Origin of the sequence: Methylorubrum populi (genome assembly GCF_002355515.1) — a bacterium.
Taxonomy (GTDB): Bacteria; Pseudomonadota; Alphaproteobacteria; order Rhizobiales; family Beijerinckiaceae; genus Methylobacterium; species Methylobacterium populi_A.
Genome location: NZ_AP014809.1, coordinates 3,636,984 through 3,651,847, shown reverse-complemented (window position 1 = coordinate 3,651,847; position 14,864 = coordinate 3,636,984). Strand labels below are relative to the sequence as shown.

Annotated in this window: 15 protein-coding genes; 6 read left to right on the top strand and 9 right to left on the bottom strand. The window is 70.5% G+C overall.

The genetic code is table 11. The features are described from left to right. The first annotated feature begins 701 nt into the window (after positions 1–701). Complete coding sequence (locus MPPM_RS16835; protein ID WP_096486042.1) at positions 702–2,834, top strand: sodium-translocating pyrophosphatase; 2,133 nt, start codon at positions 702–704, stop codon at positions 2,832–2,834. A gap of 80 nt (positions 2,835–2,914) precedes the next feature. On the opposite strand, the gene MPPM_RS16830 is transcribed toward MPPM_RS16835, so the two are convergent. Further along, entirely contained in the window at positions 2,915–3,157 is a 243-nt protein-coding gene (locus MPPM_RS16830; RefSeq protein WP_096486041.1) for a hypothetical protein, read from the bottom strand. Positions 3,158–3,443: 286 nt separating this feature from the next. On the opposite strand from MPPM_RS16830, the gene MPPM_RS16825 reads away from it, so the two are divergent. Then, positions 3,444–4,637, top strand: a complete 1,194-nt coding sequence (locus MPPM_RS16825; RefSeq protein WP_096486040.1) for an L-dopachrome tautomerase-related protein — start codon at positions 3,444–3,446, stop codon at positions 4,635–4,637. 9 nt (positions 4,638–4,646) lie between these two features. Here the strand turns inward: MPPM_RS16825 and MPPM_RS16820 are convergent, their stop codons facing one another. Beyond that, positions 4,647–6,374 carry an adenylate/guanylate cyclase domain-containing protein gene (locus tag MPPM_RS16820; RefSeq protein ID WP_096486039.1) on the bottom strand — a complete coding sequence of 576 codons (1,728 nt, stop codon included), beginning with the start codon at positions 6,372–6,374 and terminating at the stop codon, positions 4,647–4,649. Between the two features lie 191 nt (positions 6,375–6,565). Here MPPM_RS16820 and MPPM_RS16815 point away from each other — a divergent pair, with 191 nt between their 5' ends. The 3 genes from MPPM_RS16815 to MPPM_RS16805 are packed head-to-tail and all read left to right on the top strand — an operon-like array spanning position 6,566 to position 8,369. Further along, positions 6,566–7,000 (top strand): cupin domain-containing protein, encoded by a 435-nt coding sequence (locus MPPM_RS16815; protein WP_096486038.1) that lies wholly within the window; start codon positions 6,566–6,568, stop codon positions 6,998–7,000. 33 nt (positions 7,001–7,033) lie between these two features. Beyond that, a complete protein-coding gene (locus tag MPPM_RS16810; protein ID WP_096486037.1) occupies positions 7,034–7,498 on the top strand; it encodes a carboxymuconolactone decarboxylase family protein in 465 nt (154 codons plus the stop codon). Beyond that, entirely contained in the window at positions 7,488–8,369 is an 882-nt protein-coding gene (locus MPPM_RS16805; RefSeq protein ID WP_096486036.1) for a sigma-70 family RNA polymerase sigma factor, read from the top strand. Before MPPM_RS16810 ends, MPPM_RS16805 begins: the two co-directional genes overlap by 11 nt. A 9-nt stretch (positions 8,370–8,378) precedes the next feature. On the opposite strand, the gene MPPM_RS16800 is transcribed toward MPPM_RS16805, so the two are convergent. The 7 genes from MPPM_RS16800 to MPPM_RS16770 all read right to left on the bottom strand — a co-directional run bounded on the left by MPPM_RS16800 (position 8,379) and on the right by MPPM_RS16770 (position 14,313). Continuing rightward, positions 8,379–8,888 (bottom strand): CYTH domain-containing protein, encoded by a 510-nt coding sequence (locus MPPM_RS16800; protein ID WP_096486035.1) that lies wholly within the window; start codon positions 8,886–8,888, stop codon positions 8,379–8,381. 205 nt (positions 8,889–9,093) lie between these two features. Further along, positions 9,094–10,632 carry a CYTH and CHAD domain-containing protein gene (locus tag MPPM_RS16795; RefSeq protein ID WP_096486034.1) on the bottom strand — a complete coding sequence of 513 codons (1,539 nt, stop codon included), beginning with the start codon at positions 10,630–10,632 and terminating at the stop codon, positions 9,094–9,096. A gap of 99 nt (positions 10,633–10,731) precedes the next feature. Then, positions 10,732–12,066: a leucine-rich repeat-containing protein kinase family protein gene (locus tag MPPM_RS16790; protein WP_096486033.1), complete on the bottom strand. Its 1,335-nt coding sequence runs from the start codon at positions 12,064–12,066 to the stop codon at positions 10,732–10,734. Between the two features lie 75 nt (positions 12,067–12,141). Beyond that, complete coding sequence (locus tag MPPM_RS16785) at positions 12,142–12,810, bottom strand: HD domain-containing protein (RefSeq protein ID WP_096487889.1); 669 nt, start codon at positions 12,808–12,810, stop codon at positions 12,142–12,144. A gap of 8 nt (positions 12,811–12,818) precedes the next feature. After that, on the bottom strand, positions 12,819–13,109 hold the full coding sequence (locus tag MPPM_RS16780) for a hypothetical protein (protein WP_096486032.1): 291 nt from the start codon (positions 13,107–13,109) through the stop codon (positions 12,819–12,821). A 56-nt stretch (positions 13,110–13,165) separates the two neighbouring features. Beyond that, positions 13,166–13,807, bottom strand: coding sequence for a hypothetical protein (locus MPPM_RS16775; protein ID WP_096486031.1), 642 nt, complete (start codon positions 13,805–13,807; stop codon positions 13,166–13,168). Continuing rightward, entirely contained in the window at positions 13,804–14,313 is a 510-nt protein-coding gene (locus MPPM_RS16770) for a hypothetical protein (RefSeq protein WP_096486030.1), read from the bottom strand. The genes MPPM_RS16775 and MPPM_RS16770 overlap by 4 nt, the downstream gene beginning before the upstream one ends. A 203-nt stretch (positions 14,314–14,516) precedes the next feature. Between MPPM_RS16770 and MPPM_RS16765 the strand changes: the two genes are divergently transcribed. Then, the gene (locus MPPM_RS16765) at positions 14,517–14,846 is read left to right on the top strand and encodes a hypothetical protein (protein ID WP_096486029.1); all 330 of its coding nucleotides are present in this window, start codon (positions 14,517–14,519) and stop codon (positions 14,844–14,846) included. The last annotated feature ends 18 nt before the right edge of the window (positions 14,847–14,864 follow it).

Sequence of the window (14,864 nt, the reverse complement as noted above, 5' to 3'; positions counted from 1 at the left end):
GGTCGAATCCGAACGCGCGTTGGCCCTGATCCTCGACCGGACGCGTCGCGCGTAGGACCCGATCCGAGCCACCGTGCCGGTCTCGTCAATAGCGGGACCGTTTGAGGTCGCCGCATTGGCGCTATCCCGATTACAGCCCACGACGGTTGGACCGACTCTGCGAGGCGGTCGGGAGCCCTCTAAGGTACCGGCGGTCGGAAGCGGACATTATCAGCGTCGATGACGGCTGCCATGATGCCGAAGCGGCGTTCACCGCCGCGAACCCATCGAGCGATCGGATCCCCTTGAGACTGTATGAGCCCAGAATCACGCGATCGGCTTATGCGCCTCGCAAACTTGCAGGCGATCCCAACCGCCAGCATATCGGATGTCCTGGATGACGGAAAGGGAACTTCCCGGGCACGTGGTGAAGCTCGGCAAGACCCGAAAAATTCCCGCCGCGATCGTCCGATGAGCGCGAGACGACCGTTTGTGCGGTCATCGTGCAGTGCAGCGATCGCGCTGCAGCGATCGAATTCTTGTCATTATCTTGCATCTTGGCCGTTTCGAAAGGTTCTCAACGGCACGAGGCATTTGCGCTGAACGCCGAAGTTTGGCAATCAAGTTCAGCTTCTCCAGGGAGGGCGCCTCAAACCGAGCGACGTCCGTCGGCCATTCCGGCCAAGCTCGGCACATCACAATCAAAATCCAAGGACGCACGCATGACCGCACTTTTGCTGATCATCGTGGGCGGGCTCTGCGCCGTTGCCTACGGTGTTGTGACGATCCGTGACGTGATGCGAAGGGATGCGGGCACGCAGCGCATGCAGGAGATTGCGGGCGCCATCGCCGAGGGAGCGCAGGCCTATCTGAGGCGCCAGTACGCCACCATCGGAATCGTCGGCCTCGTCCTCTTCGTCCTTCTGGCCTACTTCCTCGGTATCAAGGTCGCGATCGGCTTCCTGATCGGCGCGGTGCTCTCGGGCGCGGCCGGCTTCATCGGCATGAATGTCTCGGTGCGCGCCAACGTTCGCACGGCACAAGCCGCGACGCAGTCGCTCGGGGGCGGTCTGGAGGTCGCCTTCAAGTCCGGTGCCGTCACCGGCATGCTGGTGGCGGGCCTCGCGCTGCTGGGTGTCGCTCTCTACTACCTGTTCCTCACCCGCGGCGCCGGATTGGCGCCGGGCAGCCGCGAGGTCATCGACGCCCTGGTGGCGCTCGGCTTCGGCGCCTCGCTGATCTCGATCTTCGCCCGCCTCGGTGGCGGCATCTTCACCAAGGGCGCCGATGTCGGCGGCGACCTCGTCGGCAAGGTCGAGGCCGGCATTCCCGAGGACGATCCGCGCAACCCCGCGACCATCGCCGACAATGTCGGCGACAATGTCGGCGACTGCGCCGGCATGGCCGCGGACCTGTTCGAGACCTACGCGGTGACCGTGGTCGCCACCATGGTGCTCGCGGCGATCTTCTTCGCGGGCAACGCCGCCGTGTTGGAGGCGATGATGCTCTACCCGCTCGCCATCGGGGCGGCCTGCATCGTCACCTCGATCGCCGGCACCTACGCGGTGAAGCTCGGCGCCAACCAGTCGATCATGGGGGCGCTCTACAAGGGCCTGATCGCGGCCGGCGTCCTCTCGATCGTGGCCATTGCCGGCGTGAACCTCGCCCTGTTCGGCGGCTTCTCGACCAGCTTCACGACGAATACCGGCCTCACCTTCACCTCGGGGGCGCTGTTCGGCTGCGCGGTGCTCGGCCTCGTCATCACCGCGCTGATCGTCGTTATCACCGAGTACTACACCGGCACGAACTTCCGCCCGGTGAAGTCGATCGCCACCGCCTCCGTCACCGGCCACGGCACCAACGTGATCCAGGGGCTGGCGATCTCGCTCGAATCGACCGCGCTGCCGGCCATCGTCATCGTGGCGGGCATCATCGCCACTTACGCGCTGGGCGGCCTGTTCGGCATCGCCATCGCGGTGACGGCGATGCTGGCCCTCGCGGGCTTCATCGTGGCGCTCGATGCCTTCGGTCCGGTCACCGACAATGCGGGCGGCATCGCCGAGATGGCGGGCCTGCCCTCCGACGTGCGCAAGGCGACCGACGCGCTCGACGCGGTGGGCAACACCACCAAGGCGGTGACCAAGGGCTACGCCATCGGCTCGGCGGGTCTCGGCGCCCTGGTGCTGTTCGCCGCCTACACCTCGGACCTGAACTACTTCATCGCCAATGCCAGCCCGACGCAATACCGCTTCTTCCAAGGGGTCTCCGTCGATTTCTCGCTCTCCAACCCCTACGTCGTGGTCGGGCTCCTGCTCGGCGGCCTGATCCCGTTCCTGTTCGCGGGCATCGCCATGACGGCCGTGGGCCGCGCCGCCGGCGCGGTGGTCGAGGAGGTGCGCCGCCAGTTCCGGGCCAAGCCCGGCATCATGCAGGGCACCGACCGGCCGGATTACGGCCGCGCCGTCGACATGCTGACCCGTGCGGCGATCAAGGAGATGATCATCCCCTCGCTGCTGCCGGTGCTGACGCCGATCGTGCTGTTCTTCGTGATCCAGGCGATCGCGGGCAAGAGCCAAGCCTTCGCCACCGTCGGCGCCTCGCTGCTCGGCGTGATCCTCACCGGCCTCTACGTCGCGATCTCGATGACCTCGGGGGGCGGCGCCTGGGACAACGCCAAGAAGTACATCGAGGACGGTCACCACGGCGGTAAGGGCTCGGACGCGCACAAGGCGGCCGTGACCGGCGACACCGTCGGCGATCCCTACAAGGACACGGCGGGCCCCGCCGTGAACCCGGCGATCAAGATCACCAACATCATCGCGCTGCTCCTGCTCGCCGTGCTCGCCCACGCCTGAGCCGCGACCGCCGCAAAGAAGAACCCGCCGCGGTCCCCCGCGGCGGGTTCTTCTTTTTCAAGACCAGAAGCCGGAAAGGATCAATCGCAGGCTTCCTTGGTCACCGTCTTGCGGTCGCCCATGTCGTTTTCCTTCGTGACGGTCTTGCTGGAGCAGCCGTCCGAGTGCTCGCGCCGCTCGACAGTGGTCGAGGAGGTGGTGGCGGGGCGGTCCACCACGACCCGGTCCGGCGCGTCGCGCTCGATCACGGTGGTCTGGGCGGAGGCGCCCGAAGCACCGGCGAGCGTCAGGACGGCGGCGGCCGCGAGAAGGGATTTGCGCATGAAAATCCTCCGAGTCGGATCAATCTGCGCCAGTAACGGCGAGCAAACCTGAACCGTTCCAGCGAAGTTCGGCTCTCGATGTTCTTCTGTGTCCGGTCGGTCGAAAGCGTGCGATGAGAAGTTGTGTGGCGGGCATCGGCCCAAACTTTCGCGCGTCTTGCCAGGTCTCGCTCCCGCGACTGCTGAGCGGTGAGACCGTGATGACCGCATCGTGAGGGACCCTGGCCGGTCGCGCCGGGGTTCCGTCGGGCAAATGCGCTCGATCCCTCGTTCGAGGTTGCCCGACATGACCCGATTCCTGACCGCCCTCGCCGTGGCGCTGCTCGCCGGCACGATGACAGGCCCCCTCCCCGTCCGGGCGCAGGAGGGGAAGGCCGCGCTCACCAAGGTCGCGGGCTTCGAGCATCAGGTCACCGGTGTCACCGTCGCCCGCGACGGGCGCATCTTCGTCAACTTCCCGCGCTGGAGCGAGGATGCGCCGGTCTCGGTGGCCGAGTTGAAGGACGGCAAGCCGGTCCCCTATCCGGACGATCAGTGGAACGCGTGGCGCAATGCGCGCGCCGACGAACTCTCGCCGAAGGATCATTTCGTCTGCGTGCAGAGCGTGGTCGCCGACGGGCAGGACCGGCTCTGGGTGGTGGACGCCGCCGCCCCCGCCATGGCCCACGTGATCAAGGACGGGCCGAAGCTCGTCGGGATCGACCTGAAGACCAACAAGGTCATCAAGACCATCCCCTTCGACACCGGCACGGTGCTCCAGGCCTCCTACCTCAACGACGTGCGGATCGCGCCGGACGGCAAGACCGCCTATCTCACCGATTCCGGGGCCGAGGGGGCGCTGATCGTCGTCGATATCGACAGCGACTCGGCCAAGCGCATCCTCTCGGGCGACCCGTCGACCATGCCCGACAAGTCGGTGACCGTGCGCTACGAAGGCCAGCCCCTGCGCCGGCCCGACGGACGCGGCGTGGCGTTTGCCGCCGACGGCATCGCGCTGTCGAACGACGGCAAGACGCTCTACTGGCAGGCGATCAAGGGCAAGACGCTCTACAGCCTGCCGACCGACGCGCTCACCGGCTGGGCCGCCGCCTCGGTGGTGCCCGACACGCTCACCGACAAGAGTCTTTCGGGCAAAGTGACCAAGGTCGGCGAGAACGGCGTCGCCGACGGCCTGCTGATCGCCCGCCGCGACGGGCGGATGTACGTGACCTCGCCCCAGGACGATGCGGTGAAGGTGCGCGACCTCTCGGACAAGGCGGGCAATGCGGACGGCCTGACGATCCTGGTGCAGGATCCGGCCCTGCGCTGGCCGGACACCTTCGGCGAGGGGCCGGACGGGACGATCTACGTCACCACCTCGCACATCCAGGATTCGGCCGATTACAAGCCCGGCGCACCGATCAGCCTGCCGACGGAACTCTGGGCCATCAAGCCGCCCGCCGACGCCACCGGCTCGACCGGCACCGCGCCGGGACGCTGATCGGATCGATCAGCCGTCCTGAAGCGCGGCCGGACCGTCGGCCCCGATCAGGCGCGCCCGCAGCGGCCGGGCGCGTCCGGTCAGGGTCAGCTCCTGAAGCGCGCCGGGGGGAAGACCGGCGGCCTCGTAGACGGCTTCCGAAACGATCGCGACCTGCCGCATCGGCCCGGTCAGGCCCTCGAGCCGCGCGGCGACGTTGACGGTATCGCCGAGCACGGTGAAGCGGGATTCGGTCTCGTCGCCGAGTTCGCCGACGATGGCGAGGCCCGCATGCAGGCCGACGCCGTAGCGCAGGCGCTCGCCGAGATCGGCGGCGAGCATGCGGTTGAGCTGCTCCACCTGGGCCGCGATGCCGTCGATCGCCTTCAAGGCGTCGCGGGCGGCGTGTTTCGGATCGCGGTCGAGGCCGAAGATCGCCATCAGCCCGTCGCCGAGATGCTGGTTCACCGTTCCGCCAGCCTCGCGCACCGCCCGGCCGACCGCGCCGAGGAAGCGGCCGATGACGAAGACGGTGTCGTAGGGCAGGTGCTCCTCGGCGAATCGGGTCGAGCCGCGCAGGTCGGCGAACAGCACGACGACGAACCGCTCCTCGCCGGTGGCGGCGCGCTCCGTGTCGGGAATGGAGGGGGCGCGGGCCTGCGGCGTGAACAGCGGCGCCACGGTGAGGTCGGCCGTCGGCCGGAGCTGGCAGGCGAGCCGGATGCCGGGGCTCGCGCCGATGCGTTCGAGGACGAGGCGCTCCGCCCGTTCCGGCTCCGGCAGGTGGCGGCTGCTCTCCGGATCGACCACGCGGATCCGGCAGGTCGAGCAGCGCCCGCGCCCGCCGCACACGCTCGCATGCGGGATGCGGCCGCGCCGGCTCGCCTCCAGGACGCTGCTGCCCCGCGGCACGCGGACGGTGCGCCCGTCGGGATAGCCGATGCGCACGAAGCCGCCCCGCGTCTCGGCGAAGGTGCGGGCGCCGCGGGCCAGCACCACGAGGCCGAGCGCCGCCAGATAAGCCGAGAACAACCCGCGACGGACCGCGCCCAGCCGCTCGCTCTGCGCCGGCCCGCCGAAATGGTTCGCGCCCAACTCCTGCGCCCGCCAAGCGGGATCGGCGGCGAGCAACGCCACGCTGCGTCCGCCCTGGACGATGCCGAGAAGGGCCAGCACCGGCACCAGCACCGCGCCCGCGAGCAGCCAGGGCGCGGCGCGAGGATAGCCGCGCTTGAGCCGGAGCCAGAAATAGAGGCCGAAGCAGCCGTGCAGCCACGCCACGACGAGGCCGGCGGCCTGCATCATCCCCTGCCTCGGTGCGGCGACCCAGGTGGCGTAGAGGACCTGCGCGTAACCGCGATCCAGTCCCTCCAGGCTCCAGGCGAGACGGGTGCCGACCACGTGGCTGAGGAGGAGCAGCGGCACCGCGAGGCCGAGCAGGAGCTGCGCGGTCTCGGCCGGCCGCACTCGGTAGAAGCGCCGCTCGTAGAAGGCGTGGAGCCCGAGGAGGAGGTGGAGGAGAAGCGCGCCGTAGAGCAGAAGCAGGGCCGGCGGCGTGCGCCAGAGCGCGACCTTCACCGTGAGCCCGGTCTCCAGCGCGTCGAGGGAGACGTTGCCGAGCGCGTGGACCAGCAGGTGCGTGAGCACGTAGGCGAACAGCACGAGGCCGCTGCCGAGGCGGAGCTGACGCAGGGTCGGCCGGGCGGGCCGGCGCAGGCGGAAGGGGCGGCCAAAGCCCGGACGCGCCGCCTGCCCCACCGCCCCCGCTCCTTCTTCGAAACCCGTCTCCGCCCTTCATAGCGCGCGGCGGCGCGACGACGAAGCCGTGTCCCGCATCCGAAAAAATTCGCGCGTCATGTCACGGCGCGGGATCGGGCCTCGTCATGGGTGCGAGGCGATGGGAGGGGCAGGCTGATGGCCCCTCGTCGCCGCATCGATGGAGGCTGACGATGATAGGAGAATGTCTGCGCGCTGCCGCAATCGCGGTGCTGCTGACGGGCGCCGCCGCCGCGCACGAGACGAAGGACGGAGCGGCGGCGGCGGGCGGCGATGCCACGACGGCGCTTGTCTTCGACCGCGCTCTGCCGAACGTGCCGGGCAAGAGCCTGCGCGCCGTGCTCGTCACCTACGGGCCGGGCGGCGCCTCGCCCGCCCACCGCCACCCGAACAGCGCCTTCATCTACGCGACGGTGCTGGAAGGGGCGGTCCGCAGCCAAGTCAACGACGGGCCCGAGCGGGTCTACCGCGCCGGCGAGAGCTTCGCCGAGATGCCGGGCGACCGCCACGGCGTGAGCGCCAATGCGAGCGCCACCGAGCCGGCCCGCCTGCTCGCCGTCTTCGTCCTCGACAGCGACGAGACCCGCCTGACCACGCCGATCCGCTGAACACCACCGTTCGCAACGAGAAGGAAGAAGTCCATGACACCGCGTGTCGAAAACCCCTACGATCACGCGCCGGAGGCCATCAAGGCGATGCTGGCGGTGGAGACGAGCCTGCGGAGCGGCGATCTGGAGCGGGGCCTGATCGACCTCGTGAAGCTGCGCGCCTCGCAGATCAACGGCTGCGCCTACTGCATCGGCCTGCACACCACCGAGGCCCGTCGGCACGGTGAGAGCGAGATGCGGATCGTCCTGCTCAATGCGTGGCGCGAGGCGGGCCTCTACAGCCCGCGCGAGCGCGCGGCCCTGGCCTGGACCGAGGCGCTGACCCGCCTGTCCGAGGCGGGCGCGCCCGATGCGCTCTACGCCGACCTGCGGGCGGCCTTCTCCGAGGCGGAGCAGGTGCAGCTCACGCTCATGATCGGTGCCATCAACCTGTGGAACCGGCTCCAGGTCGGCCTGCGCGGCGTCCACCGTCCCGACCCGTCCCGCGATGCCGCCTGAAGCCGCCGATCCGTTCGAGGCGGAGCGGCCCCGGCTGACCCGCCTCGCCTACCGGATGCTCGGCTCGCTCGCCGAGGCGGAGGATGTGGTGCAGAGCGCGTGGCTGCGCTGGCAGGCGGCGGACCGCGCCGCGGTCGCGGTGCCGGGGGCCTTCCTGTCGCGCATCGTCACCCGGCTCTGCCTCGACGCGATGAAGTCCGCCCGCGCCCGCCGGGAGGTCTATGTCGGAACGTGGCTGCCCGAGCCCTACCTTGAACCGGAGGAGGCGATCGACGGCGACGACCTCACCCTCACGCTGATGATGGCGCTGGAGCGGCTCTCGCCGCTGGAGCGGGCTGCCTTCCTCCTGCACGACGTGTTCGGCGTGCCGCTCGACGAGGTCGCGGCGACCCTGGGTCGGGCGGCCCCGGCGGTGCGCCAGCTTGCCGTGCGGGCGCGGGAGCACGTGCGGGCCGAGCGCCCGCGCTATCCCTTGCCGCCCGAGGAGGGAGAGCGGATCGCGCGGGCCTTCTTCGACGCCTCCCGCAGCGGCGACGTCGCCGCCCTGCAAGGCCTGCTCTCGCAGACCGTGGCGATGCGGGCGGACGGGGGCGGCAAGGTCATCGCCTTCCTCAACCCGATCCTCGGGATCGAGCGCGTCCTGCGGCTCTTTTCCGGGCTCGCCCGCAAGCAGGCCGCATCGCCCGCCCGCTTCGTCCGGGCCGTGCGAGTGGACGGCCTGCCGGGCTTCGTCAGCCTGGAGCGCGGCGGCGTGCTGCAGGTGACGGCGCTGGAGATCCGCGACGGGCGGATCGCGGGCATCTACGTCACCCGCAACCCGGACAAGCTGCGCCGCGTGGCCGAGGCCGTGGCGCTGCCGGCCCCGCGCTGAGCCGGCGCCTCACAGCGGCCCGGCCAGCACCTCCTCAAGGGTGACGACGCGCCCCGCCGCGCCGAAGCGGCGCAGCAGCGCCGATTGGCGGAAACGTGGATCCCCAGTTACCTCGCGGCCGAGCCAGGGCGGGGGCTCGAACGCTTGGCCTTCGTGCTCGAGCTCCACCTCGGCCAGGATCATGCCGGTCAGGGTTCCGGCGTAGACATCGACTTCCCAGATCAGCCCGGCATGCGGCACGCAGTGCCGCGTCTTCTCGATGAAGCAGGTATCGCAGACGAGGCCCATCATCGATTCCGCGTCGGCGCGCGGGATCTCGTACTCGAATTCCGGTCTCCCGAGACCGACGCGCTCCCCCTTGACCGTCAGCCAGGCCCGATCCTCGTCGAGCCGTACCCGCACCTTGTTGCCTGTCGCGAACTGTCCGATCAGACCGTCCGTGAGGCGGCGACGCGAGGTGACCCCTGCCCGCCAGCCCTCATCGGCCACGAGGAATTTCCGCTCGACCTCGAAACGCATTACCGCGAAAAACTTTGGTCGCGGAAACGTTCCCGCGCCTTCAACCGCGCCGCGTTACGGCAGCGGTCGATTGCGTGCAATCGGGTATCGCGCAGGCCACGGCCGCAACAAGCGGACCCGGAACGCCTTTTCATCCATTGACACGGGAGCCGGGCTGGGGGCGCTCCCGCCCTGCGAAAGCGCCCGGCTCGCGGCTCGAACCGTCTCAGCGCCAGAACGGCTTGGTGTCGACCAGCTCCTCATGCGCCTCGGCCGCGGCCTCGAGCAGCGTCCGGGTGCGCGACTCGATGTCGGCCGCGGTCATGCCGGCGGCGAACAGCGTCGAGGCGCCGACCGGCTCCACCGTCAGGTCCCGCATCAGCTCGTCGCCGGTGGCGATGTCGTTGAGCGCGCCGAGATGGTCCTGGAGGTCGGACAGCGCCTTGCCGAAAGCGGTGTGGCGCTTGGCGGCCTTCTTGCCGGGAAAGAGCGCGGCGAAGAACTCGGCGCCGTAGCGCAGCTTCTTGGCGGCGATGCGGACCCGGTGACGCTCCTCCGGTTCGAGCTCGTCGAGATGGCGCCCGCGCCGCTTCACCTGCCGCCGCCGCCGGTCGAGCTCGCGGGCGGCGAAGACGCGGGCCGGCTCCTCGCGCAGCGAGGTGCGGCCGGGGCTCTCGTCCCGCAGCCAGGGGCCTGCATTGATCCAGCCGACGAGGTCGAGCAGCAGCATCCGCCACGCGTCCGAGCCGAGGAGCGCGGCGATGTCGCGATAGGCCTTGGAGCGCTCGTCCTCGAGCTGGCGTTCGAGGCCGAGCAGGCCGGTCTCGTCGGGGTGCCGTTTGCGCTCGGCCGGCAGGATGGTGGCGAGGAAGACGTCGAGGTTGCGCGCCCGGCCGAGGGGCTCGGTGACCTCCTTCAACTCGGTGCGGATGCGCACGCCGAGCGGATCGTCCACGAGATCGCCGAACAGGGAGAAGGCCGAGCGCAGGCGCCGGATCGCAACGCGCATCTGGTGCAGGGCATCGGCGTCGCGGCCCTTGAGCAAGATGTCCTCGTTGATGCGCATCTGGCGCAGGCAGGCATGGGCCACGGCGCGGAAGGCGTCCGCGGCGCTCATGTCCTCGCGAAGCGGCACCGGCTCGGCCTTGCGCACGCGGTCGAGCTTGCCCGTGGCCAGGGCGTAGCCGCGCTCGGCCTTGCTGCGCACGCCGAGGCGGACCGGCACGAGGTTCGCGATCGCCTGGGCGAGGGCGAACAGATCGCTCGCCGTCCCGTCCTTGAGTTCGAGTTCGACCTCGCAGATCGGCAGGATGCGGTCGCCCGCGGCCGGCGCCTCGATCCGCCCGATGTCGAGAGCGACCTCGATGCGCGATTCGCCCTGCTCGACGAGGTAGGTCCGCCGGGTCACCCGGGTGATGAAGAGCGGCTCGAGCGCCGCGTCGGCCTCGACTTGACGCGCGAAGGGCGTGTCGGCGAGGGCGGCCCGGTCGGGTTCGGAGCGCTCCACCGGCTGCTCCCATTCCGGCCGGTCGAACAGCCCGTCACCCTCCGCCTTCAGGGTCTGGACGAAGCGGCCGGCGCTCTCGCGCACCCGCAGGCCGAGCTTGGCCGCGAGCAACTGCCGGTCGGACGTGTCGAAGTAGACGGAAGCGAGTTCCGCCTCCTCCTGCACCGCCGCCTCCCTCAGAAGCGGATGATCCTGCAGGGCGGCGAGGTCGGAAGGCTCGCATTCCAGCTTCAGCTCGATCTCGCGCGGGTCGCTCATGCGGTTTCGTCCTGCTCCTCATAGGGGTTGTGGCCGATGCGGGCATGCATCTTGCCGCAATGTCCGGAACAGACACAACGCGGCTGCACGGGTCATGGATCATGCAGGAGCGTGACGTTCCGGCGACAGAAGCGGGGTAAGGATCCCCACGACCTCCGCCATCGAGGGGCGCGCCCGCACGTCGGTTTGGTCGCAGGCCCGTTCCAGCGCCCGCAGCGCGGCGATCCCCGGAGGCTCCTCGGCGCAGCGGTCAAGCAGCTCGCCGAGCAGGACGCCCCAGGCGCGGGCCTCGACGCGCTGCCAGGGCGCGCCGGCCTCGCCGCGCGGCAGCAGGGAGGCGGCCCCGAAATCGCTCAGCACCGCCTCGCCGGCGTGGCCGTCCCAGAGGGTGTTGTGCGCGTAGAGGTCGCCGTGAAGTACATCCCGGTCGTGGAGATGGGCGGCCGCCCGGGCGACGCCGGCGGCGATCCGCAGCGCCACCTGCGGCGCCAAGGCGAGGTCCGGCGCGTAGACGTCGCGGCTGCAGCTCTTCAGGCTCGGCGGTCCGGCCAGGACCCGCCATCCGTCCGGGATCAGCGGCATCAGCAAACCCTGCGCACCGTCCGGGTGCCCCTCGATCCGGCCGAGGGCGCCGGTGAGGTGGGGGTGTCGGCCGGCGGCGAGGCAGGCCTCCATCTCGCGCTCGGGCAGGCCGTCGCTGGTCATCCGCCCCTTGAACAGCTTGACCGCCACCTGTTGCGTCTCCCCGGCTCTCCGCCACGACGCCCGGAAGATCCGCCCCGAGGCGCCTTCGCCGAGGCACGGGCCGAGATCGAGGGCGTCCCAGGGCACGCGCGGAACGGGGGCCGGCGCCGCCTCGCCATCGAGCGCATTGCCGGCCCAGGCGATCCATGCGAGGCGCGGCAGCGTCCCGAGCCAGGCCGGCATCGTCTCGAACCAGTTGGCGGAAAGACGCAGCAATTCGAGGTTCTGCGCGTCTTCGAGCGAGGACGGCAGGGTGCGCAGCCGGTTCCCGGCCAGCATCAGCTTCTGCAGCTGCGGCCGCCGGCCGAGGGCGTCGGGCAGATCCTCGATCCGGTTATCGGTCAGCGTGAGCCAGCGCAGGGACGGTGGCAGCGCCTCGGCCGGAACCTCGCGCAAGCCGGTGGCGCGGAAACCGACTTGGCTCAGGGCCGGGCAATCCCCGAGCGCGGGCGGCAGCCGCTCGAAGCGATTGCCCGAGCAGAACAGGACGCGCAGGCGCTTGAGACGTCCGAGCTCATCCGGGAGGCGGGTGAGGCCGCATCCGCTGAGATCGAGCACCTCCAGGGTCTCGGCGAGCCCGAAGATCTCGGGCGGGAATTCGGTCAGCTCTCCGCCGAGGCGCAGTTCGCTGGTGCCGGCCAAGTCGCCGCGGCGAAGGGCGTGCAGCGTCGGGGACGGGGAAACGGTCATCGGGATCTCGTGCGGCTCGCGCCGGAAGGCGGCTTGGCGCTCGGCAATCGATCGCGTTGGCGGGCGCGGATCGCCTTATGGACCGGGTTGCGCGCCCCGTCCCGGGCGATCATCTCGAAGGCCGTTCAGCTCGGCGGCGAGGTTGGCGCGGGCCGGTGCCTCGAGGCGATCGCGGATGGGGTCGGTCTGGTAGAGGCGCGGCCGGGCGAGAAAGCGATCGAGCACGCCTGCCCGGCCGCGACGCCACGCCGGTTCAGGAACCGACGCGTATTCGCGCCGGATCGCCGCGGCATAGGCCTCGTAGGCCGGGCGCGGAGCGCCCAGAACCGCGAGGTCGAGGTCCAGCATCAGCCGCGTGGCCGGATCGGCACTCGACGCATGCGCGGCCGTGGCCCGGATCATCGCCTCCGCCGCCCGGATCGGACCCAACCTCGCGGCCGGCCCGGCATGGACGCGCAGCAGGTCGGCGCTGCGGGCCTCGTTATCGGCGCGGGACGGATCATAGACCGCATCGTGGAAGACGATCGCGAGGTCGATCGCGTCGTGATCGAGTGCGGTGAAATCCGGCAGGAGCCGCGCGGCGTCGTGGCCCTCCAGCAGGTCCGCGACGTGGTGCCAGCCATGATAGTGGCGTCCGGCCTCGCCATAGCCGGCATCGAGCGCCCGCCACGCCGCCTCCGCGCCGGCTCTTCCGGTCGTCCGGCGCCACAGGTCGTCGAAGCGTTGCCGCAGCCGCTTGTCCACGGCGGCGCTCAATTCACACGGTGGCAGGTCGAGGTGGCTTCCGCATTGCCGCGCAGGCCGCCCGGAGGGCGAACCTCGCAGACCACGTATCTGCCCTGCCGCTCCAGGGTGAAGCTCGGACCGGTGGCCGAGACGATACGGTGCCCCCCGTTCAGGAGCGCGCTCATCGACTGGTCGAGTGCCTCCCAGGTCGTCGGAAGGCGCGGTGGGCCGGCCGGCGGCGATTGTGCCCACGCCGTCGGGGCGGAGACGCCCGCGAGCGCGAGCAGGGTGAGGCCGTGAAGGGGAAAGCGGGGCATGATGCATCTCGTTCGTGAAGCGGGCCTCGGCCCGGAGAAGTCGCCGGTTCCGCGCCTCAGGGGGCGGTGGCCGCGGCGAGGTCGGCCTCGGGCAGCCAGCCCGCCAACGGCTTCGCACCGCCCCGGTAGAGCGCCTGCACCCAGCCGTCCCTGCGTTCCAAGATCACCACCGGATCGTGTTCGACGAGATAGGGGCCGCGCTTTGGAGCCGGGCCCGGCGCGGGCCGGAAGACCGTCCGCTTCGCCGTCACCAGGGCGACGCCGCGCCAAGCCTGCACCGGCTCGCCCGCCTCCTCGCCCGCCTCCCGGATGAGCGCGTAGGGCTTGCCGACCATGCTGCCCGTCGTCATCGGACAGCCGCCATGATCCTCGGCGAGCGTCAGGGCAGCACCCTCCGGCGTGACCGCGAGGCTGCCGCGGATGCGCTCCGGCTCGCCGGGAAACCATGTCTCGATCTCGGCGCGCCCGCCCGCGAGGCGGCCCCGCAGCAGGAAGATGCAATGGAAGGACGGCACTCCGTCGGCTCCGCCGCGCCCCTCGACGAAGACGCCGGACACGGCCTCGCCGTCGACCGCCAGGGTCAGGCTGCCGTAGGCACCCGAGCGAAGAGCCGGCGCGGCGACCGCCGCGCCGCACAGGGCGAGCACGGCAAGGCCGGATGCGGTGCCGCGGCGCAGAGCCCGGGCCGGCAGGATCACAGATTCTTCTCCAGGACCTGCACCACCGCCTCCACCCGGTCCTTGAAGTCGGCGACGTTGGCGAAGGGCCGCCAGTTCACGTCGAGCACGCCGGCCTCGAACTTCAGGCCGTTCGGATAGTTCGAGGCCGGTGCGGTTTTCTCGTCGAAGCGGATGCGGATCGATTTGAGCTTCGCCTGGAGTGCCTCGCGGCCCATCTTGTCCTTGCCGACCTCCTTCAGTCCGGCGGCGATCGGCTCGAAGATCGTCTTCTCGAAATAGCCCTCGTCCGAATAGTACTTCGCGTCGCCGGGAAGGGTGATCTGGTCCCACGCCACCTCGACCGGCACGGGAAAGCCCGCGGCCTCCTGGATCGCCTTCTCCTGCGCCGGGTAGCGGCTCTCGCGATAGGCCGCGATGGCGCGACGCTCGGCGAGCCCGAGGGCCGGCTCGGCCCTGACCGCGGAGACCGAAGCGGTGCAGAGCAGGATCGCGGCGGCGGCGAGCACGTGGCGGCGTGAGATCATGCGGCGGTTTCTCCTTGAGGCGCGGCCCGCATCGCGGGCCCGGGGGTGAAGGACGTGAGGAAAGTCGCGGTGTCGGCAGGGTTCGCGACGGGTGGGGCGGAGCGGGCGGGAAGGAGCGGCCGGGAAGAGGTGTCGTGTCTCTGCGTCCCGTCTCGAAACTCTGCTAAGCGGAGCCGCAACCTTCGATGTGAGCGAGTGTGACGATGACGCGTTCAGGGACCTCCGCCGCGCTTCTCTCCGCGCTGATCCTCGGCCAGCACGCCTCCGTCGCACGGGCCGAGCCGGCACGCTCACCCGAGGCCCGCAAGAGCCTGCCCGCCGACGTCCTGTCCTATCTCGACCGGCGGAAGGGCTGCGCTCACTGGTCGGGAGAGGAGCCCTACGATGCCGCGCGCGGCCGGCAGATCGCGGCGGCCGTCAAGACGCTGCGCTGCGACGACGTCGAGGCGGACGAGACGCGGCTGCGCAAGCGCTACGGCTCCGATCCGTCGGTGCGGAAGGCACTCGATGCGGCGGAATCCACGGACGGCTGATCCGGAGAAGCCGGGAGG